Consider the following 20,344-nt stretch of genomic DNA (forward strand, 5'->3'; position numbering starts at 1 on the left):
CCTCCGAACAGTGTTGAAGCTTGGTAACTCCAACCAACTCGGTCAGGATCGAATGGACAACCTGTTGAAAGCTCACACCTAGAGCGCCAATTTAGGGTGTGTACCTGCGCGCTGTTGAAAGCATTTAGCTGCTCCAATTTTGCAGCGGTCTGAACGGTCTTTGGTACGGCGAGCCATGAATTCGCCCCCGGCTTCTTGCGAGCTATGCGGGATTTTGGGTGATGCGGCCTGATCAGGCGGCGCGGTTTTCAGTGTCGTTTGTGGCAACACCGTCAGTGAATGTGACGCCTTTGATGACCAAAGGCAACTGGTTTGCGCCCTTCAGGCGCCGCCATGTCTTGGCTGCGGCCTGAACGAGCTTGAAGACCATCAGCTTCGCCGTCTTCTGCGACAATGCTCCCTTGGTGCGCACGGTCCGATGTCGGACGGTGGCGAAGACGCTCTCGATCGGGTTGCCCGTGCGCAGGTGATCCCAGTGTTCGCCCGGGAAGTCGTAGAAGGCGAGAAGCGCCTCGCGGTCCTTGGTCAGGCATGTGACCGCCTTGTCGTATTTGGCTCCGTATTTCTCGGCGAAAGTGTCCATGGCGGTTTCCGCTGCGGCACGTGTGTCGGCCTGCCAGATTTCCCGCAGATCGGCCTTCACCGCCGGCTGCATGGATTTCGGGAACTTGTTGAGCACGTTGGCGATCTTGTGGACCCAGCATCTTTGATGGCGCGTGCCCGGGAAGACCTCGTCGAGCGCCTTCCAGAACCCCATGGCCCCGTCGCCGACCGCGATCTCGGGAGGCACCGCGAGGCCGCGCGCCTTGATGTCGACCAAGAGCTCCCGCCAGCTCTGGGCACTTTCTCGCAGGCCGACCTGGAAGCCGACGAGTTCCTTCTTGCCTTCCGGTGTCGCCCCGAGAATGACCAGCATGCACTCGGCCTGCGGCTCCATCCGGGCCTGCAGATACACGCCATCCGCCCAGATGTAGACGTATCGACGGGCCGAGAGGTCGCGGCGCTGCCAGCGGTCATAGTCCTGCTGCCACTCCCCGGTCAGCCGCGAGATCACGCTCGGCGACAGGTTCGGTGCATCCTTCCCCAGGAGTGCGGCCAGAGCCTCCTGGAAGTCGCCTGTCGAGATGCCGCGCAGATACAGGACCGGCAGCAGCGCATCGAGGCTACGAGAGCGGCGCGCCCATTTGGGCAGGATTGCCGAGGTGAACCGGATCTTCTGGTCAACTGGCACGTCGGTGGCGCGGTCGCGCACCTTCGGGCGCTGGACGTCGAGCGCCCCGATCCCCGTTTGGATGCTGCGCTCCGGCCCGTAACCATGTCGCACAACGCGCTGGCGGCCGTCCGGCAGGAGGTCTTCTGCGAACTCCGCAACGAAGGCGTCGGCCTCTGCCCGCAGCGCGGCAGCCAGCATGCGGCGCGCACCATCACGGGCAATCTCGGTCAGCGGGTCATCGACAGATTCAGGCTGACGAAGGGCGATGATGTCTGTAATCTTCTCCATGGCGTATCGTTCCTCTTGGAAGTTCTGGCAGGCTTCAGCACCCGCCACGATACGCCACCCTCTCAAACCCCGTCACCCAGTTTCCTGCATAGCTCGCTTCTTGCAGCGACCAGAATGAGTGACCGGTTCTCCCGCTGCACTGCGGCACAAGCATTTTTGCTCGTGCAACATTTTTCACGCTGCGAGCGCGCGCAGCGAAAACTAAAGACTTCTGCAATGGGCTCGTTTGAGACCTTCGCGGCATCCCGCCTTAACGTCGGCAATGGCGTGAAAGGGCGTCTGTGCGCAGATGTTTTGGTCATCCCCATAATGTAGAGATCTCAAGAGTCTTATCGTCCGGGAAGTTTTGCTGTAACGTTCGATCGTCGCGTGAACGGGGACTCTGAGTTGAAACAACCTTCAGATCGTAAACAGGCCTGCGACAAAGTCGATCTGTCCAAGGTCCATTCCTCCGACAGCCGATCTCGGGTCGCTCTGAGTGTTGCCGATATGCCTAGAGACCTAGGCGAGCTGCTGGATAGGGGCCTTGAGGACCATTTCCGTGACCGCTGACATGAAATCTCATTATGCCTGGTTTCGGTCCAAGGTGGAGGAGGCGCTGAATGACCAGCAGGCCGCGACACCTCATTCCAACGTAATGAATCTTGTGCAGGCGGTGATTGATGAGAAGCGCCGCCAACAGTCTTGAACAGTGCGTTCTGGTCTTACCTGGTACCTTCGTGCGTTTCGGGGTGTTTTGGTGGGTTGCCGCCGCTTCTTCTGTCAAAAAAAGTGTTTGCCGATCGGCTGCGTGACTTAGCCTTTGATTCGGACAAGGGCGGGTCGCGCTCGTAATCTGAAATTCTGCACTCACTCTCGTTGCCCAACCTCCGTCATAGCTTTCGGCGGAAACCCCAAAAAGTGTAGAGCGGGCTTTTTGTCCTTTGGAACTCAGACCCTGATCCAAAGGAAAATCCCCATGTCCAAACCCAGAACGGCCAACCCGGCTCTCGCAATCTCCGAAGCCGATCTCGCCTCTGCGCTAGCGCTTATCGGCACAGAGATCCACCACCAACCCCTGCGCAGCTCAGCGCTCGCGCGCGTCATGCGCGAGACGTTTCATGGCAGCGATGCCGGCGGTGCCTGGGACTGGCGTATGGCATATGACCTGATGCAGGCCGCGGCTGTCCAGGTGCTGCTGCGTGGGGACGGCGTGGCAGGTGATGTCGCCGCTGCAAAGCTGCTTGCCTCGCGGCTGCTGACGGAAACCCGCCGCTCCGAGCAGCAGATCCGGCTACAGCAGTTTTCCACGCCGCTGCCAATTGCGGCGCTGGTCTTGCGGGCCACGGCGATCCGCAAGGGCGAGACCGTTCTGGAGCCCTCGGCTGGCACCGGTGCCCTGGCCGCTTTCGCCGCCCGGGCCGGTGCCACGCTTTTGCTCAATGACATCGACCCCTTTCGCCAGCGTCTCCTGCGCGCGGTTTTCGGCGGCGAGGTCACAGGCCATGACGGCGAGCATATCGATGATCTGCTGCAGACCCCGGTTCTACCCGACGTCGTGGTGATGAACCCGCCCTTCGCTTCCTCGGTCGACCGCTCCCGGGACAGGCACATCGCTGCCAAACATCTTATCGCGGCTGCAAAGCGCCTGGCACCAGGTGGGCGGCTGGTGGCGATCATGCCGCCGGGATTCACACCCGAACGCGATGCCGCGCATTGGTCACGCGCCTGCGGTCTCCTGACGCCGCGCTTGGCGTTGACGATGCCGGGGCAGGTCTACCGCAAGCTCGGCACATCTGTCGAAACCCAGCTGATGGTCTTCGACAAGGTGCAGGAGGACGGCGAAATGATCCGCGTCCCTGTGCGGGATCTGGATGAAGCCTTGGCATATGTCGATGCCGTGGCCGCAACACGGACCGAGATGCGCCCGGCCCAACGGGTTGAAGCGATCCCTCACGGGCGGCCGGTTCGTCCAGTAGCTGCCCCACGCAAGACCGCCGGTGCGCCTTTCGCCGCCTCCAAACCCCGCGCCAATGCTGCCATCCCGCTCAGCTTCACAAGCTTCGATGTCCCGCGCGACAACACGCCTGTCTCGGACATCTATGCGCGCTACCGTCCGCAGCGGATCGAGATCGCGGGTGCGCAGGAACATCCCACGCCGCTGGTCGAGAGCATCGCCATGGCCTCTGTCGCGCCGCCGGTGCCCTCAGGCGCGGCCAGTGCGGAATTGCGCCTGCCCGCACGGTTGATCGAGGAGGGACATCTCTCCGAGGCGCAGCTGGAAACCATCATCATGGCGCATGACGCCCATCGGCGCGACCTGCCCGGTCGGTTCGCGATCGATGACGACCAGACCAAGCTGACGCGCGCCGATGATGACCCGGATGCACGAGCCTATCGCCTTGGCTATTTCCTCGGCGACGGCACCGGTTGCGGCAAGGGGCGCGAATGCGCGGGCCTCATCCTTGTCAACTGGCTGGCCGGACGCAGAAAGGCGATCTGGGTCTCCAAATCCGCCACGCTCATCGAGGACGCGATCCGCGACTGGACTGATCTCGGCGGCTCGCCAGCCGACATTCAGCCGCTCTCAAAATGGAAACCCGACCAGCCCATCCCGATGGGCAACGGGATCCTCTTCGTGACCTACGCCACGCTGCGGTCCGCGGGCAAATGCGGCACCACACGGCTGAGCCAGATCCTCGACTGGATGGGCGAAGACTTCGACGGCGTGCTGGCTTTTGATGAGGCCCATGCCATGCAGAATGCGGCGGGGTCTGAGCAGGGCAGGGGGGTCAAACCCTCCCAGCAGGGCCTTGCTGGCCTCCGGCTGCAACTGGCAGCACCCCGCGCTCGCGTCTTCTACATCTCGGCCACGGGTGCGACGAGCGTCCACAACCTCGCCTATGCCGCGCGGCTGGGGCTCTGGGGGCAGGGCCCCGAATACCCTTTCCCGAGCCGCGAGAGCTTTGTGTCGGCGATGGAAGCCGGCGGTGTCGCCGCCATGGAGGTGGTCGCGCGCGATCTAAAGACGCTCGGGCTTTACACAGCGCGTGCCCTCAGCTTCGACGGTGTTGAATACGATGTGCTGGAACACGCGCTGACCCCGGCCCAGATCGAGGTCTATGACGCCTACGCCGGAGCGTTTCGCACCATCCACCACAATCTCGAAGCCGCGCTGATAGCGACCGGCGTCAACGACTCCTCGGGAGAGACCAATGCCTCGGCCGCACGCGCCTCGGCCAAGTCCCGCTTCGAAAGCACGAAACAGCGCTTCTTCAACCATCTCCTGTTGGGCATGAAGGCCCCGACCATCATCCGCGCAATCAAGGACGATCTGGCGGCGGGCAAGGCTTGCGTCATCCAGGTGGTCTCGACGGGTGAGAGCCTGTTGAAGCGTCGGCTTGAGACGATGGACCCGGAGGATGAACTCGTCGAGGGTGCCTTGACGCCGCGCGACTACGTGCTGGGCTACCTCGAACAGGCTTTCCCGATCCATGCCCAAAAGCTCGTGGAGATCGACGGCAATATGGTGGCAGAACCTTTGCGGGATGAGACTGGGGTGCTGGTCGTCTCGCGCGAAGCGCTCGCTTTGCGTGATGCGGCGATGATGGAGTTGATGACGCTGGCGCCGATCCCCTCTGCGCTCGACCAGATCCTCTGGGCCTTTGGCGACGAGGCCGTTGCTGAAGTCACGGGGCGGTCCGTCCGCCCTTTGAAGGCCGAGGATGGTCATCTCTTCATCGAGAAGCGCTCCGCCAGCAGCAATTCCTCCGAGACCCAAGCCTTCATGGACGGCGAGAAGGATATCCTTATCTTCTCCGATGCGGGCGGCACGGGACGGTCCTATCACGCGGCGCAAACGGCGAAGAACCAGAAACGGCGGCGACACTACCTGCTGGAGCCCGGCTGGCGCGCGGATGCGGCCATCCAGGGGCTGGGCCGTACGCATCGCTCAGCTCAGGTCAGCGCGCCCTTCTTCCGCGTCTGCACCTCGGATGTGCATGGCGAGAAACGCTTCACGTCAACTATAGCCAAACGCCTCGACCAGCTGGGGGCCCTGACCAAGGGTCAGCGCGAGACCGGCTCGCAGGGCATGTTCCGCGAGGAGGACAATCTCGAAAGCCCGATCGCGCGGGCGGCACTGCGTGGGTATTTCGCCGATCTTGCCGCCGGGCGCGCTGAGGCGATGAGCTACGAGAGCTTCACCGACTGGACGGCCCTGCGGCTGATCGACAAGGACGGGGTGCTCCTTGAGGAGCTTCCCCCGATCCAGCGGTTTCTCAACCGGGTGCTTGCCCTGCCCATCCACATGCAGAACGCGCTCTTTGCGGAATTCATGAGGCGGATCGCTGATCAGTCTGAGCGGGCGCGGGCGGCGGGCACGCTCGATCTCGGCGTCGAAACCCTGCGTGGCGAAAAGATCGAACAGGTCTCCACAGAGGATCTCTGGACCTGCCCGAAATCCGGCGCCGTGACGCGGATCATCGGGCTCGAGGTGACGGACCCAGTCCATGTCCTGGGCGCCGAAGAGGCCATAGCGCGCAATCCGGACAAGCTGCCGATGGTTAATCGCGCCTCCGGTCGCACGGCGCTCATCTCGGCGCGCCCTATGCAGATGTATGACGAGGACATTGTCACGCTGATGCGCAAGGTGGTGAGGCCAAACGGGTCCAGCTATCTGGAGGAGACGCGGTTTGAGTCTTCTGCCTGGGAAGACATCGGAAGGCCCGAGTTTGCAAGGCTTTGGGATGCCGAGGCAGCGTCCCTGCCAAAAACCACCACGACCAAGCTCTACCTGCTGACCGGGCTGCTGCTGCCCATTTGGAAGGACATTCCGACCACCAATGAGCGCATCTACCGGGTCACGCCCGATGGGGCGACCGCCATGATCGGGCGCACGCTGAGCGAGGAAGGGGCGGCCGCGCTGCGCGCCCGCTTCCTCGTCTCCAACCCGCAAACACCGCAGGAGATGTTGACCGCCGCCCTCGGCACCACCGCGCCTGTCGATCTGGGACGGGGTCTCACCCTGACCCGTCGCCGTGTCGCAGGCGAGATGCGCCTTGAGTTGTGCGGCGTGGACAGGGGCATGATTGATGGCCTCAAGGCCCTCGGCTGCTTCACCGAGATCATCGCCTTCCAGCTACGGGTGTTCCTGCCGCATGGGGACGGGATCGACACGGGAAGCATTCTGGCTCGGATCGTCGGGCAGGGAACCACCAAAGCGGCAGAACAAGCCGCCTGAAAAGTCAAAGCGGGCTTCCGGTCGGGCGTCGCGGATCTGGGTTTCACCAGTCTGCGCTTTCCGGGCGCGCGCAGACCAATGCCACGCCCGGCCCCCCCAACTTCAGACAAGAGGACAGACCCATGACCAATCCCCAGATCGATTATGCCGTAATGGCGGCTCAGTGGCGCGCGGAGCGTGAAACCACCTTGAAGGCATCCCGAGTGGAGCTGCTCGCGCAACTACGTGCGCTTGGCATCAACGAGGTCGCTGCCGAATACGAAGGCTATGGCGACTCCGGCAATGTCGAGGATGTGACGGTGCAGCCTGCAGAGATCCAACTGCCGGAGCCGCTTGCCACAGAGGTTGGCGACTTCGCCTGGTCGCTCGCCTATCACCATCACCCGGGGTTCGAAAACAACGAGGGCGGCTACGGCACGCTGACATGGGACATAGCACTAGACAGCATCATCCTCGATCACGCGGACCGCTATGTCGAATGCTCGCACAGCTATGTCGAGGGGCTGTGAGATGGCCCATCCGCTTCATCATGCTGAAAGCTCTGCCCAGAAATTCGGCGGGGTGCCATCTGACTATCAGTCTGTGCACGATTGGTTTGACGCCTCGAAAGAGCACCTCGCGCTCTTCACGCACCGAGCCATGCGCCACCATGCACAAGGCCTGTTCGAGGCCGAACGTGTCTTCGGCTTGACCCTGACCAATAGCGCGGGTCGGGACATACCCGTGCGCTGGATCGGCGAGCAGCATATCCGCGAAGACTGTCAGGGCCGTATCCCGAGCATGGCGGACTGGCTGCGACGGATCCAGCCCGAGCCATGGATGGCCAATGGCCATATCGACCGGCATTCTGGCGATGAGCCCTGCGGCGACCGAAGGGTCGCCTGGGCCTCCGAGGTTGCCGCCGGACGAACGGTTCTTGGCCTGAAAGATTGGATGGCGGCGCGCGCGACGCGGGCCACGCAAAGCGCCTGACAGCTCTCGGCCGTTTGCCAAACGAATACTGTATGGAAGCCCGGTTGGAAGATCGGGCTTCTTGCGTCGTTTCCCCACCATTCTTCTTGAGGAGGATCGCATGACACTCAATGATATCAAGGCGGCCGTCGATGCGGGCCAGACCGTGCATTGGGCCAATACCGGCTACATTGTCCACAAGGACAGGCTCGGTCAGTACCTGATCACCTATCAGCCGAACGGTAGCTGCATCGGCCTGACCGACCGGAGCGGGCACCGGTTGAACGGAAAAGAAACGGAGTTCTTCATCGCGCGATCGAAGGACAGCGCGGAAAATCCGGGCAGCCAATCAAGACAAGACGGGCAGGGGAGGGGCGCAGCACCCGGAGGCGCGGTTGCACACCCACTCGGAGGGCGGCCCTGACCCGCGGGCGGGGCTGAAAGGAAAGCAGGCTTTCTGATTTGTGATCCCACGAGGGGTCGAGAAAGCAATCCCGGATGCGCTGGCAAGGACGTCAGACACCGGCCAATCCAAAAGGAACCATCCCATGTTCGCAGGAACCATCACCCGCAATGTCGAGACCGCAGCCGCTCAGTACACCGGCATGATCCACTCGACGCGCTTTGACATCGCCATCCAGCTTGAAACCCGCCCGAAGATGTCCGCGCGCAGCCCGGATTTTGACGTGACGGCGATCAACAAATCAGGCCGCAAGGTGCGCATCGGCACGGCCTGGAACGAGACCGGCAATATCAGCGGCAACCCCTACATCTCGATGCAGATCGATGTCGGCTTGGGCCCGTTCCGGGTCAACGCGGTCCAGACGAAAGAGGCGCGCGCGGCCCAGAGCAGCGAGTTCGAGATCATCCCGCTGGTCTCGAACGGCCTGATGAAATCCGGCTCGATCTCAGGCGAGCTCACCGCCATGGACGCCGACAACGCGTTCACCGGCTACATCGCCAACATGATGTTCGATCTGGAGTTCATGCTGATCGAGAACAGCTACAAATCCGAGGAGACCCACCCGGATTACCGGATCGAGGTCAGCTCGCCCCGGGGTAAACCAATCCGCGTCGGCTCGGCGTGGATGGCCAAAAGCAGCCGCACGGGCAATGACTACCTGTCGCTGCTGATCAACACGCCCGATGGCGACCTGCGCGTCAACGCCGTGCAGAACGAAGAACAGCGCGGCGGGCAGACCTTCTCGATCATCCCGTTCATCGACAGCGGTGAGCAGCCGCAGGACGCGGGCGCGGGGCTCTCCTTGGTCGCCTAATCGGCGCGCGAGGGGAGACGATCTGAATCGAAAGGGGAGCCGTGGGATCACGGTTCCCCTTTTTCCATGTCCGTTTGCGTAAAGGACGTCACCCGCTTGCGATCTGGTGTAAATGCGATACAATAATATATTAACGCAATATCGAGGGCGAGCGCGTGGCGGCTAGATCAGGGACGGTTCCATGGTTCGAGAGCTTTGATGTTGAGGCAGAGGTTGCAGAACTCCTTGCTCATATCGAGCGCTGCACTGGATTTTCGCTACCCGCCCGAAAGCGTGAAGTCATCATGACCCATGCAAGGGCGAAGCTCGACAGGACAAGGCAGGCATATCAGGAGGCCAAGCCGGTGGGAAAGTCGGTGTCCACCTCGCGGCGTGCGTATCTGACCGACCTGCAGGACACGATCTTCATGGCGATCCCGGAAGAGAACCTCGCGCTGATGCCGCTAAGCCAACAGGTCCTGAACGACCCTTCATTTTACGCGGACGCCATGCATAGCGCCGCCGCGATCAGCGAGGATGAGCTCTTCATGGCGTTGTCCTCATCGCTGAACGATATGACGGTCCAAGACGCTCGGGCGTTTGTCTCGAAGCTGTGGCACAGCACGATCGATGACAATGCCCGCAAATACGCCGAAGCCCTGAAGCGCCCCGAGCGTGAAATCATGCCGCTGCGGCCTGGGAACACTGTGTAAGATCGAAGCGATTCTCCTGGCTTGAGCCGTACCGAGGTTGGCCGCCTCAAACCCCCTTTCTCGGAAGGGGCACCCTGTGCAGCGCGCGAAAGCTGTTGAAGGCGCTGTGGGGACGTCTACTGTCGCGAACATGATGAAACGGGATCACATGCGCGCTTTCTTGCGGCGCGCCGCAACGCTTGCCGCTTTTGTCGCGCTGCTCTGGGCGGTTCAGGTCGTCAATTGGATCACCGGCTACGGTTTGAACCCGGCCTTCGGCCTGATCCCCAGGCAGCTCGATGGTTTGGATGGCGTTGTCGCCATGCCGCTGATGCACGGAAGCTTCGCGCATCTGATGGCCAATACGCCGCCTCTCCTGGTGATGGGTGGGCTGCTGGTTGCCACGACCACGCGAGCCTTGCTGCCGGTGAACGCAGTGGTGATCGGCCTCGGCGGCGGACTCGTCTGGCTGTTCGGAAGCTCCGCCATCCATATCGGTGCGTCAGGGTTGGTCTTCGGCTGGTTTGGCTTCCTCGTCGCGCGCGGCTTCGTGGATCGCTCCCCGATCACGCTGGGCGCGGCACTACTGGTCGGTGTCCTCTATAGCTCCATTCTCTGGGGCGTTCTTCCGGGCCAACCCGGCGTCTCGTGGGAGGCGCATCTCTTCGGCGCCATCGCGGGCGCTGTCGCTGCATCCCTTGTCCGGACGCATGTCCATGTGCCGCGCCTCGGCGGTGTCGATTTGGACTGAAGCAGTACACCCTACGTTGTCGGCCCATAGCTGCCGCTCGGCGAGCTGTCCGGCGCTGGAGCGCAGCTGCACTAGAACGGTCATTTGCATCGGCGGCAGAATTTTCAATGGGTAAGCATCAGCAGACTGGGATAAAATGCCATTTCGCTGCGGTTAATCGACCGACTTGGCTTTACTCTCAACTCAAAGGGGTCTGATGCCGGAGAGTGCAGAATCCTACGCTAAGCGGTGAGAACCCGTTTCCCGTAATCGCGCAGATTGCCGTTCGGGTCGACATATCGGTAGAGTGTGACCGGTTTGACCCCCAATTCCTTACAAAGTTCTGAAACCGATGTGTCGCGGCTGGCCATAGCGGCCTGCGCCATTCGCACCTGCGCTTTTGTCAGAGCAAATTTCCTTCCACCTTTCCGGCCGCGGGCGCGGGCGGCTTGTAACCCCGCCATTGTGCGTTCGCGTATCAACTCGCTTTCAAATTCGGCGAGAGCGGCAAAGATGCCGAATGAAAGCCGTCCTGCGGCAGTTGTCGTGTCGATTTGCGCCCCTTGCCCAGTGAGAACCTTGAGGCCGACGCCGCGCTCGGACAGCATGTTGACGGTTTTGACAAGGTGGCGGAGGCTGCGCCCCAAGCGGTCGAGCTTCCACACAACCAGCACATCGCCGTCACGCAATGCTTTGAGGCAGGCCTGCAAACCGGATCGGTCATCCTTCTTGCCGGACGCCAGGTCTGAGTAAATCTGTTCTTCTTCTACAGCTGCACCGATCAGGGCATCCCGCTGCAGGTCTAGGGACTGGCTGCCGTCGGTTTTTGAGACGCGGGCATAGCCGATCAGCATGTTTCACAAACGTTCGTTTGAGACGACCTGGAAAACGACGCGCTTTCAGCCATCCGAACAATTCCTTATTCAGTATCTTAATCATCAATACGCAAACCATATGCAGAAAGCAAAAGGAACATGGCGCATCGTACTATCCTCACCGAGCGTCAGCGCTCAGTACTTTTTGATCTTCCGACCGATGAAACGGCGATGTTGCGCCACTACACCCTTGCGGACGACGATCTGGAAATCATCCGCGCCCGCCGCCGCCCCCACAATCGTTTTGGGTTTGCTCTCCAGCTTTGCGCATTGCGCTATCCCGGTCGGTTGTTGACCCCGGGCGAGGTCATTCCAATGGAGATCACGCGCTTCCTGGCTGCGCAGCTTGGGCTGAAGTCAGACGATCTGGCTGGATATGCAAGCCGCGAAGAAACGCGTCATGAACATCTGGCGGCCCTGCGGGAACTCTATAGCTACAAGATGTTCACTGGCCGAGGATCGCGCGACCTGAAGGCCTGGCTGGAGAGAACAGCCGAAAATGCCCGGTCGAACGAGGACTTGGCGCGGCGTTTCGTGGAACAATGCCGGGCGACCCAGACCATTCTACCGGGGATCACGGTTATCGAACGCCTTTGCGCGGATGCACTCGTTGCTGCAGAGCGACGGATCGACGCTCGGATTGCCGACCGGCTGGACGATGAGATGTGCAGCCGACTTGACGCGTTACTGACGGAAACGGCGGACGGCTCTGTCACCCGCTTTGTCTGGCTGCGCCAGTTTGAGGTGGGCCAGAACTCGGCCGACATGAACCGGCTGCTCGGCCGGTTGGAATTCTTGCAGACCATGGCCGTGGACCGAACCGTCCTGTCGGGTGTGCCGCCCCACCGTATCGCGCGCCTCCGACGGCAAGGTGAACGTTACTTCGCCGGAGATCTGCGGGATATCTCCGGCGACCGTCGCCTTGCCATCCTCGCGGTCTGCGCTCTGGAATGGCGCAGTGCCATTGCCGATGCCGTGGTTGAAAGCCATGACCGGATTGTGGGGAAGACGTGGCGCGAGGCGAAACGCGTATGCGATGCTCGGGCAGATGACGCCAAGGCTGCTTTGAAAGACACCTTGCAGGGCTTCTCAAATTTTGGATCAGCTCTGCTGGAAGCACATGAAGATCAGGCCTCCCTTAGCGACGCGGTTCAAAACGCCGGAGGCTGGTCATCGCTGAGGGGGCTTGTTTCCACCGCCGCCCAACTGACCGACACATTGGCGGCTGATCCACTGGCACATGTTGTTCACGGGTATCATCGCTTCCGACGCTATGCGCCGCGCATGCTGCGGGCGCTCGATATTCAGGCGGCGCCGGTGGCCGAACCGTTGCTTGCCGCCGCCGACATCGTCGCGGGTACGGAAACGACGACTACCCGGCCACTGACCTTTCTGCGCCGGGCTTCGAAATGGCATCGACACTTGAATCACGACGATGGGAACCGGCTTTGGGAGGTGGCGGTCCTGTGCCACCTGCGCGACGCATTCCGTGCCGGCGACATCTGGCTCACACATTCCCGCCGATATGGCGATCTCAAGGACGCGCTGGTTCCGACAGAAGTTGCCACGGCCACGCCAAAACTGGCCATGCCGTTTGAACCGGAGCTCTGGCTCGCGGATCGAAAATCTCGCCTGGCAGATGGCTTGGAACGACTGGCCCGCGCCGCCAGGGCGGGTGCCATTCCGGGAGGTTCTATCGAAGGTGGCGTGCTCAAGATCGACCGTCTGACGGCGGCTGTCCCCGATGAGGCCGATGCCATGGTGCTCGATCTTTACAACCGCCTGCCGGAGATCAGGATCACAGACCTCCTGCTCGAAGTGGATGACGAGATCGGCTTTACCGAGGCCTTCACCCATCTGCGCACCGGCGTTCCATGCAAAGACAGGGTCGGCATGTTGAACGTGCTGCTGGCTGAAGGGCTGAACCTTGGCCTCAGCAAAATGGCTGGGGCCACGAACACCCATGATTATTTCCAGCTCTCGCGCCTGTCGCGCTGGCATGTGGAAAGCGAGGCGATGGCACGCGCCCTGGCCATGGTGATCGAAGGTCAATCTGCCTTGCCGATGGCCCGGTTCTGGGGCGCAGGGCAGACCGCTTCGAGTGACGGGCAATTCTTCCCGACCACGCGCCAGGGCGAGGCGATGAACCTGATCAACGCCAAATACGGCCATGAACCCGGTCTGAAAGCCTATACCCATGTCTCCGACCAGTTCGGCCCTTTCGCCACCCAGACCATCCCGGCCACGGTGAACGAGGCCCCTTACATCCTGGACGGCCTGTTGATGACAGACGCAGGCCAGAAAATCCGCGAACAGTATGCCGACACGGGCGGCTTCACCGACCACGTCTTCGCCGTCACCGCCCTTCTGGGCTTTCAGTTCATCCCCCGCATCCGGGATCTGCCATCCAAGCGCCTCTACCTCTTCAATCCGGCATCCTGCCCGAAAGAGCTGACGGGCTTGATAGGCGGCAAGGTCAGGGAACCTGTCATCAGCTCGAACTGGCCCGACCTCCTACGCGCAGCGGCCACCATGGTTGCGGGCGCGATGCCGCCAAGCCAACTCTTGCGAAAATTCGCTGCATATCCCCGACAGCATGAACTTGCGGTAGCATTGCGCGAAATCGGCCGGATCGAACGGACGCTGTTCATCATCGATTGGCTGCTGGATGCCGACATGCAGCGCCGTGCCCAAATCGGCCTGAATAAGGGCGAAGCGCATCATGCGCTGAAAAACGCCCTGCGCATTGGTCGCCAAGGTGAAATCCGTGACCGAACAGCCCAAGGCCAGCACTTCCGAATGGCCGGGCTGAACCTGCTCGCCGCTATCATCATTTACTGGAACACCAAGCACCTTGGCCAAGCTGTCACGGCGCGCCAACGCGACCGTCTGGATTGTTCACCAGATCTGCTAGCGCACATCTCGCCACTCGGATGGGCCCACATCCTTCTCACCGGTGAATACAGGTGGTCAAAAAAGTGATCAAATCGCCTTAGCGTAGGATTCTGCACTCTCCGGCATCAGACCCCGTGCTGTTCCAGCGACCCGCGAAAAGCCTCCGCTGGTGGCTTTGGCATGGCAGAGCACGGGTCGCGGAAACATATCTGAAGGGGCTCATGCACGATTGCACCCGCCTTGCGGAAGAACCACTGGCTGTCCGCACCGCTGCCGCTCGTGTGCGGGCCCGATGCGAGACACTGTACACCTATCTCGCGAACAACATGGAATCCCTCGTCGACTATGGCCGACGATACCGTAACGGGCTGCCCATCTCGTCATCTCGTGCCGAAGGATCAGTCGATGATATTGCCAATGCCCGCATGGGAAAGCGCAGAAGGATGCGGTGGTCGCCCAAAGGGGCTCACAGAGCAGCCGTCACAAGGGCCGCAGTTCTCGATGGTCGGCTGACCGTCGCAAACAGAAAACGCGCTGCATGACCCCCATGTTTTGTCCACTCCCCCCTTTGATTTTGTTGATTTTCCTATACTGCATTTAAGGGCTACGCGACACTCACAAAACTATCTTCACGGGACGAATCACCATTGATGAAGACTCCCGCGAGTTCCAGAACCGCTGGCCCGCCTTGATCCGCGCCGCCAAGGCGGCCCTGCCCTGCTGGGACATCGACCCAAGCCACATCTGGGAGCGATTCATCGCCTTCAACCGGGCGCGCGGGAATACCCATGTTCCGGCCGGGTATCTGCTGGGATTCATGCGAAAGTGGCGGACGGCGGCGCGGTCGATACCGGCGGAAGCGAAACCTGTGGAGGAACCAGTGGCCTTGGACACTGAAGAACGCGTGCTCCTCGCCCTCACTCGCGCCGCACCCGTTGCAAACCGGCAGTTCCATGCTGCCGACCTTGTCCGCAAGATCGGGGCCCAAGGCTACGAGGCCCGGGTGGCGGAGATCATCCGGCAGCAGCGCCAAACGGCTCCTTGCCCCCATCCGCTCCGACGCCCTCGCGACCGAGGGTCGGCTTATGCCGCCGTGGCCGGAGACTGGTAGACGCCGCCCCGGGCCATCAGGGCCCAGACGATGCGCGCCATCTTGTTGGCCAGCGCCACCCGCACCAGCATCGGTGGCTTGCGCGTCAGCATCCCGCCCAGCCATGTGCCAGGCCGGGCCGCAGCATGGGTGTACCGTTTGATGATAACGCTGTTGGCCCCGATGATCAGGAGGCGTCTCAGGGATCGTTCGCCCATCCTGGTCGTGGCCCCAAGGCGCTGCTTGCCGCCGGTCGAATGCTGCCGCGGCACGAGACCCAGCCAGGCCGCAAAATCGCGTGCCTTGCGGAAAGTCTCGGGAGGCGGGGCCAAGACCGCGATGGCTGTGGCGATCAGGGGGCCGATCCCGGGCACAGTCATCAGCCGCCGTGCCACATCATTCGCTTTTGCCCGGCGGGTGATCTCGGCATCAAGCTTTCCGATCTCCGCCTCCAGTTGGGACAGCGTCGCGATCAGCACCTTCAAGGTGGCGATCGCATCTGCGGGCAAGCTGCCGTCCGGGTCCTCGGCGATGCCGATCAGCCGCGTGGCGTTGGCCGCACCTTGCGGCACGATCTGCCCGAACTCGGTCAGATGGCCACGCAGGGCATTGATGGCCTGCGTCCTCTGCCGGATCAACATCTCGCGCACGCGGAAGACCATTGCCGCCCCTTGAGTCTCTTCGCTCTTCACGGGCACGAAGCGCGTTCTGCGCCTTTGAACGATTCCCCGGATCGTTCAATCCGCTGGCGCGGACCAGCTTGCACTCGGGCGCTGCGCAGCTTCGCAAATGGCCTCGGCATCGGCGGCATCATTCTTCTGGCGTTTGACGAATGGCTTCACGTAGGCGGGTGGGATGAGCCGCACGTCATGACCCAGCTTGCCGATCTCACGGCCCCAGAAATGAGCGCCACCGCATGCCTCCATCGCGACGACACAAGATGGTAACTGGCTGAAGAACTCCAGCGCCTGCGCTTGCCGCAGTTTCTTGCGCAAGACCGCTCGACCAGCGCCGTCGGCTCCATGAACCTGAAACACATTCTTCGCCAGATCGAGCCCGACCGTGGTAATCTCCGACATGACCGTCCTCCTTTGTGGATCATTGCAGACCCACCTTGGCACATCGATGCCGTCGGGGCGCGGTCACATTATCAGAGCCATAGTGAGGTCACATCCGCTTGGCGACCTCTTCGAGCATGACCTCGGTGGCGCCGCCGCCAATGGCCTGAACGCGGGCATCGCGCGACATGCGTTCGACGGGGGTTTCACGCATGTAGCCCATGCCGCCGTGGAACTGGACGCAGTCATAGAGCACGCTGTTCACCAACTCACCGCAATAGGCTTTGACCATCGATACTTCCTTGACGCAATCGCGGCCCGCGGCATCCAGTGACGCGGCGTGATAGGTAAGCTGGCGTCCCGCCTCGATCCGGGTCTGGCAATCAGCCAACCGCTGGCGCACTGCCTGCTTGTCCCACAGCACACCACCGAAAGCCTTGCGCTGCTTGACATAATCCACAGTCATGTCCAGTGCGGACTGCGCCTCGGCGCAGGCCATGGCGCCCAGCACGATCCGTTCGTTCTGGAAGTTCTTCATCACCGAGTAGAAGCCCCGGTTCACCTCTCCCAGCACGTTCTCTGCCGGGATGCGCACATCCTCGAAAATCAGTTCGGCGGTGTCCGAGCACAGCCAGCCGGTCTTGTTCAGCGCCCGGCCGACCGAAAAGCCCGGTGTACCTTTTTCGACCGTGAACATGGTGATCCCGCGAGAGCCCTTGGCGTCCGGGTCGGTCTTGGCGCCGACGAAATAGATGTCGCCATGCACGCCATTGGTGATGAACATCTTGGTGCCGTTGATCACCCAGTCCGATCCGTCCTGCACCGCTCGGGTGCGCATCCCCGCCACGTCAGACCCGGCGCCGGGTTCGGTCACGGCCACCGCAGCGATCTTTTCGCCCGAGGTGATCAAGGGCATCCAGCGCGCCTTTTGTTCGGGCGTACCGGCGTTTTCAAGATGCGGCGAGGCCATGTCGGTATGGACCAGAACGGTGGCCGAAAAGCCGCCGAAGGTGGAACGCCCCACCTCTTCGGCCAGCATCACGCTGGACATCACGTTCAGCCCCGAGCCGCCATATTGCTCGTCATAGCGCATGCCCAGCACGCCCAGATCGCCCATCCGGCGCAGCACGTCACGCGGCACCATGCCATCCTTTTCCCAAGCGTCGGCCTTGGCCGTCACTTCGGTTTCGATGAAGCGGCGCAGCTGCGCGCGGATCATGTTCAGGTCTTCACTGAACGGGCTTGTGGCCGCATCAGTCGTGTCATGCTTGGTCATTGGATTTCCTCCGGATCGAGTTTTACAAGGGGTGCTTGCCCGGCGATGGTATCGCCGGCGGCGCAGTAGATTTCGGCCACGATGCCCGCAACCGGGGCGACCAGGCTTTGTAGGAGCTTCATCGCCTCAAGCACCACCAGTGTATCGCCCGCCTCGACCCGATCGCCGGGCGCGACGCGCAGTTCGACCACTGCACCGGGCATCGGCGCGACAAGCAAATCTGCCCCGCCGGCCTGTCCCGCAGCGCGTTGCAGGTGCCTGTCCTCCAGCGTTTCAATGGCAAACCCGGCCATACCATCCGGCGTGGATAGAAACACCTGCCAGTGATCTTTCGTGCGGCGCAGGTGGGCGGCGCGGGTAAAGGGCACGCCGCCGATACGGCCTGTCAGGCGATTGGCGGTCAGGTCGGGCGATTCAACGGCCAAACGGGCGCCGTCGGGCAATACCATCGCCAGTTGCGTTGCATCGCCCGCCACGCGGGTCGGATCGTCATCGTCCGAGGCCCAATAATGTGCCGCACCCGGCCGACCCGCGGGCGCGGTCAGGCGCCATGCGCTCAGCGTTTGCCACGGGGTGTTGCCGGTCTTTGGCGCCAGATGCAGATGCAGAGCCAGCGCGGCCAGCGCGCGGCTTTGCGCATCTGGTTTGGGGGGTGTCCAGCCGTTCGCAAACATCTCGCCAAGCCCGGTGGTGTGATGCCGGATCGCGGCAAAATCGGGATGCATCAACAAGGCGCGCTGAAACGCCAGGTTCAGCCCCACCCCGCCCACTGCAAAGCCGTCGATCGCAGCCACGCTGTCACGGATCGCCTGTGCCCGGTCTGGGGCATGGATGATCAGCTTGGCCAGCATGGAATCGTAGTGATGGCCGACAATTGAGCCTTGCCCGACCCCAGTATCGAGCCGCACGCCCGAGGGCGGTGCCCAAAGCGTGATCGTGCCGGTTTCTGGGCGGTAGTTTTCAGCCGGGTTTTCGGCGGCGATGCGCACTTCGATGGCGTGGCCTTTGAACCGCACGTCGGATTGCTGGAATGTCAGCGCCTCGCCCCGCGCGATGCGCAATTGCCATTCCACCAGATCAATCCCGGTGATCGCCTCGGTCACGGGATGTTCGACCTGAAGGCGGGTGTTCATCTCAAGGAAGTAATAGGCGCGTCGCTCGGGGTCAAAAAGATACTCAACCGTTCCGACAGAACGGTATCCGATCGCCTGCGCAAGCCGCACGGCGGCGGCGCGCATGTCGTCGCGCAGATCGCCGGGCAGATCGGGCGCGGGGGCCTCTTCGATCAGCTTCTGGTGATTGCGTTGCAGCGAACAGTCCCGGTCGCCGAGATGCACCAGGTTGCCATGGGTGTCGCCCAGAACCTGCACCTCGACATGGCGCGCGCGCGAGGCATAGCGTTCCAGGAACACCGCCGGATCGCCGAACGCGCCCTGCGCCTCGGCCCGGGCAGAGGCGATGGCCTCGGGCGCGGCGGCGATGTCGGTGACAAGCCGCATCCCGCGCCCGCCACCGCCGGCGCTGGCCTTGACCAGGAATGGCGTGCCGAGCGCCTTGGCCTCTTGCAGCAGGCGCGCGTCCGATTGATCGGAGCCGCGGTAACCGGGCAGCACCGGCACCCCTGCGGCCTCGGCGGCGGCCTTCGCCGCGATCTTGGACCCCATCTGAGCAATTGCGTCGGGTGCCGGCCCGATAAAGACCAGACCTGCGGCCTCGACCGCTGCCGCAAAATCGGCGTTCTCGGACAGAAAGCCATAACCGGGATGCACGGCACCCGCGCCTGTGGCGCGCGCGGCCGCCAGAATGGCCGCGACGTTCAGATAGCTGGCGGCAGCGGCGGCGGGGCCGATGCAGACGGCGTGATCGGCCTCGGCCACAATGGGAGCGTCGCGGTCGGCCTCGGAAAAGACCGCAACCGTTTCCAGCCCCAGCTTGCGGCACCCACGCTGGATGCGCCGGGCGATCTCGCCCCGGTTGGCGATCAGGACGCGGGTGAAACTCATTTCACCCTCCACGAAGGCAAGCTCTTGTTGAGAAAGCTGTTGATGCCTTCAATGCCTTCCTCGGTTTCCCAGGCATCGGCCAGACGGTCGGCGGTGTAGATCATGTTGGTTTCCAGATCGTGACTGGCGACATAAGCGATCAGTGCCTTGGTATCCGCCACCGCGCCGGGTGCTGCCTGAAGGTGATTGTGCACCACCCTTTCAACGGCGGCATCCAATGCGTCGGCGGTGACGACCTCGGTGAGGAGCCCGATCCTTTCAGCGCGCGCGCTGTCGAAGAGCGCGCCCGACAGCATGGTTTCACGCGAGTGCACCTTGCCGATGCGGGCCACAACGTAGGGCGAGATATTGGCGGGCAGCAGACCCAGTTTCACTTCGGTCAGGCCATAGCGTGCGCCTTGGGCGCCGATGGTATAGTCGCAGACCGAAATCATGCCGACGCCACCGCCATATGCCGGCCCATTGATCCGCCCGATCAGGGGCTTTCGCAGCGTGTCCAGTCGGCGCAGCAGATGCGCCAGCGTGGCGCTTTGTTCGACCCGCCCGGCGCGGGATTTTTCGACGTTTGAGGCGAACCAGTTGAAGTCCCCTCCAGCGCAAAAGCTTTTGCCGGCACCGGTCAGGATCACGATGCGCACCTTGTCATCTGAGGCCAGATCCTCGACCGCGTGAAAAAGCTCGGCGATCAGATCGCCGTTCAGGGCATTGTGTTTGTCAGGGCGGTTGAGCGTTACCGTGGCAACGCCACGTGCATCGGTTTCGACAAGGATGGTTTCATAAGTTGTTGTCATGACAT

The 20,344-nt window shown here is 62.3% G+C and carries 14 protein-coding genes and 2 pseudogenes; 10 read left to right on the forward strand and 6 right to left on the reverse strand.

The annotated features are described in order from the left end of the window. Nucleotides 1-232: 232 nt before the first annotated feature. Nucleotides 233-1,501, reverse strand: a complete 1,269-nt coding sequence (locus BKY27_RS14755; RefSeq protein WP_071675260.1) for an IS256 family transposase — start codon at nucleotides 1,499-1,501, stop codon at nucleotides 233-235. Between the two features lie 553 nt (nucleotides 1,502-2,054). Here BKY27_RS14755 and BKY27_RS20525 point away from each other — a divergent pair. The 8 genes from BKY27_RS20525 (at nucleotide 2,055) to BKY27_RS14795 (ending at nucleotide 10,372) form a co-directional block, all read left to right on the forward strand. Next, nucleotides 2,055-2,189, forward strand: a complete 135-nt coding sequence (locus BKY27_RS20525) for a hypothetical protein (RefSeq protein ID WP_267888894.1) — start codon at nucleotides 2,055-2,057, stop codon at nucleotides 2,187-2,189. Between the two features lie 270 nt (nucleotides 2,190-2,459). Beyond that, nucleotides 2,460-6,722 carry a strawberry notch family protein gene (locus BKY27_RS14765; RefSeq protein ID WP_071675261.1) on the forward strand — a complete coding sequence of 1,421 codons (4,263 nt, stop codon included), beginning with the start codon at nucleotides 2,460-2,462 and terminating at the stop codon, nucleotides 6,720-6,722. Nucleotides 6,723-6,844: 122 nt separating this feature from the next. Next, a complete protein-coding gene (locus BKY27_RS14770) occupies nucleotides 6,845-7,231 on the forward strand; it encodes a DUF6878 family protein (RefSeq protein ID WP_071675262.1) in 387 nt (128 codons plus the stop codon). A 1-nt stretch (nucleotide 7,232) separates the two neighbouring features. Then, nucleotides 7,233-7,694, forward strand: coding sequence for a DUF6915 family protein (locus tag BKY27_RS14775; RefSeq protein WP_071675263.1), 462 nt, complete (start codon nucleotides 7,233-7,235; stop codon nucleotides 7,692-7,694). Between the two features lie 100 nt (nucleotides 7,695-7,794). Beyond that, nucleotides 7,795-8,097 (forward strand): hypothetical protein, encoded by a 303-nt coding sequence (locus BKY27_RS14780; protein ID WP_071675264.1) that lies wholly within the window; start codon nucleotides 7,795-7,797, stop codon nucleotides 8,095-8,097. Between the two features lie 124 nt (nucleotides 8,098-8,221). Then, nucleotides 8,222-8,950, forward strand: a complete 729-nt coding sequence (locus BKY27_RS14785; protein ID WP_071675265.1) for a DUF736 family protein — start codon at nucleotides 8,222-8,224, stop codon at nucleotides 8,948-8,950. A 284-nt stretch (nucleotides 8,951-9,234) separates the two neighbouring features. Beyond that, on the forward strand, nucleotides 9,235-9,642 hold the full coding sequence (locus BKY27_RS14790) for a hypothetical protein (protein WP_071675266.1): 408 nt from the start codon (nucleotides 9,235-9,237) through the stop codon (nucleotides 9,640-9,642). 130 nt (nucleotides 9,643-9,772) lie between these two features. Next, nucleotides 9,773-10,372 carry a rhomboid family intramembrane serine protease gene (locus tag BKY27_RS14795; protein WP_233491851.1) on the forward strand — a complete coding sequence of 200 codons (600 nt, stop codon included), beginning with the start codon at nucleotides 9,773-9,775 and terminating at the stop codon, nucleotides 10,370-10,372. Between the two features lie 221 nt (nucleotides 10,373-10,593). On the opposite strand, the gene BKY27_RS14800 is transcribed toward BKY27_RS14795, so the two are convergent. Beyond that, nucleotides 10,594-11,205 (reverse strand): recombinase family protein, encoded by a 612-nt coding sequence (locus BKY27_RS14800; protein WP_036563082.1) that lies wholly within the window; start codon nucleotides 11,203-11,205, stop codon nucleotides 10,594-10,596. Between the two features lie 120 nt (nucleotides 11,206-11,325). Between BKY27_RS14800 and BKY27_RS14805 the strand changes: the two genes are divergently transcribed. Both BKY27_RS14805 and BKY27_RS19775 read left to right on the forward strand, forming a co-directional pair. Beyond that, nucleotides 11,326-14,208 carry a Tn3 family transposase gene (locus BKY27_RS14805; protein WP_071675267.1) on the forward strand — a complete coding sequence of 961 codons (2,883 nt, stop codon included), beginning with the start codon at nucleotides 11,326-11,328 and terminating at the stop codon, nucleotides 14,206-14,208. 44 nt (nucleotides 14,209-14,252) lie between these two features. After that, nucleotides 14,253-14,663, forward strand: a pseudogene (locus BKY27_RS19775) (ISKra4 family transposase); the annotation flags it as partial. 541 nt (nucleotides 14,664-15,204) lie between these two features. On the opposite strand, the pseudogene BKY27_RS14815 reads toward BKY27_RS19775, so the two are convergent. The 4 genes and pseudogenes from BKY27_RS14815 to BKY27_RS14830 all read right to left on the reverse strand — a co-directional run bounded on the left by BKY27_RS14815 (nucleotide 15,205) and on the right by BKY27_RS14830 (nucleotide 20,339). Then, nucleotides 15,205-16,290: pseudogene (locus BKY27_RS14815) on the reverse strand (IS110 family RNA-guided transposase). Nucleotides 16,291-16,378: 88 nt separating this feature from the next. Continuing rightward, nucleotides 16,379-17,545 (reverse strand): acyl-CoA dehydrogenase family protein, encoded by a 1,167-nt coding sequence (locus tag BKY27_RS14820; protein WP_071675269.1) that lies wholly within the window; start codon nucleotides 17,543-17,545, stop codon nucleotides 16,379-16,381. Then, nucleotides 17,542-19,548, reverse strand: a complete 2,007-nt coding sequence (locus BKY27_RS14825; protein WP_071675270.1) for an acetyl/propionyl/methylcrotonyl-CoA carboxylase subunit alpha — start codon at nucleotides 19,546-19,548, stop codon at nucleotides 17,542-17,544. The genes BKY27_RS14820 and BKY27_RS14825 overlap by 4 nt, the downstream gene beginning before the upstream one ends. Then, nucleotides 19,545-20,339 (reverse strand): crotonase/enoyl-CoA hydratase family protein, encoded by a 795-nt coding sequence (locus tag BKY27_RS14830; protein WP_071675271.1) that lies wholly within the window; start codon nucleotides 20,337-20,339, stop codon nucleotides 19,545-19,547. The genes BKY27_RS14825 and BKY27_RS14830 overlap by 4 nt, the downstream gene beginning before the upstream one ends. Nucleotides 20,340-20,344: the final 5 nt, after the last annotated feature.

This window comes from Nioella nitratireducens (assembly GCF_001879715.1).
In the GTDB taxonomy this organism is placed as follows: domain Bacteria; phylum Pseudomonadota; class Alphaproteobacteria; order Rhodobacterales; family Rhodobacteraceae; genus Nioella; species Nioella nitratireducens.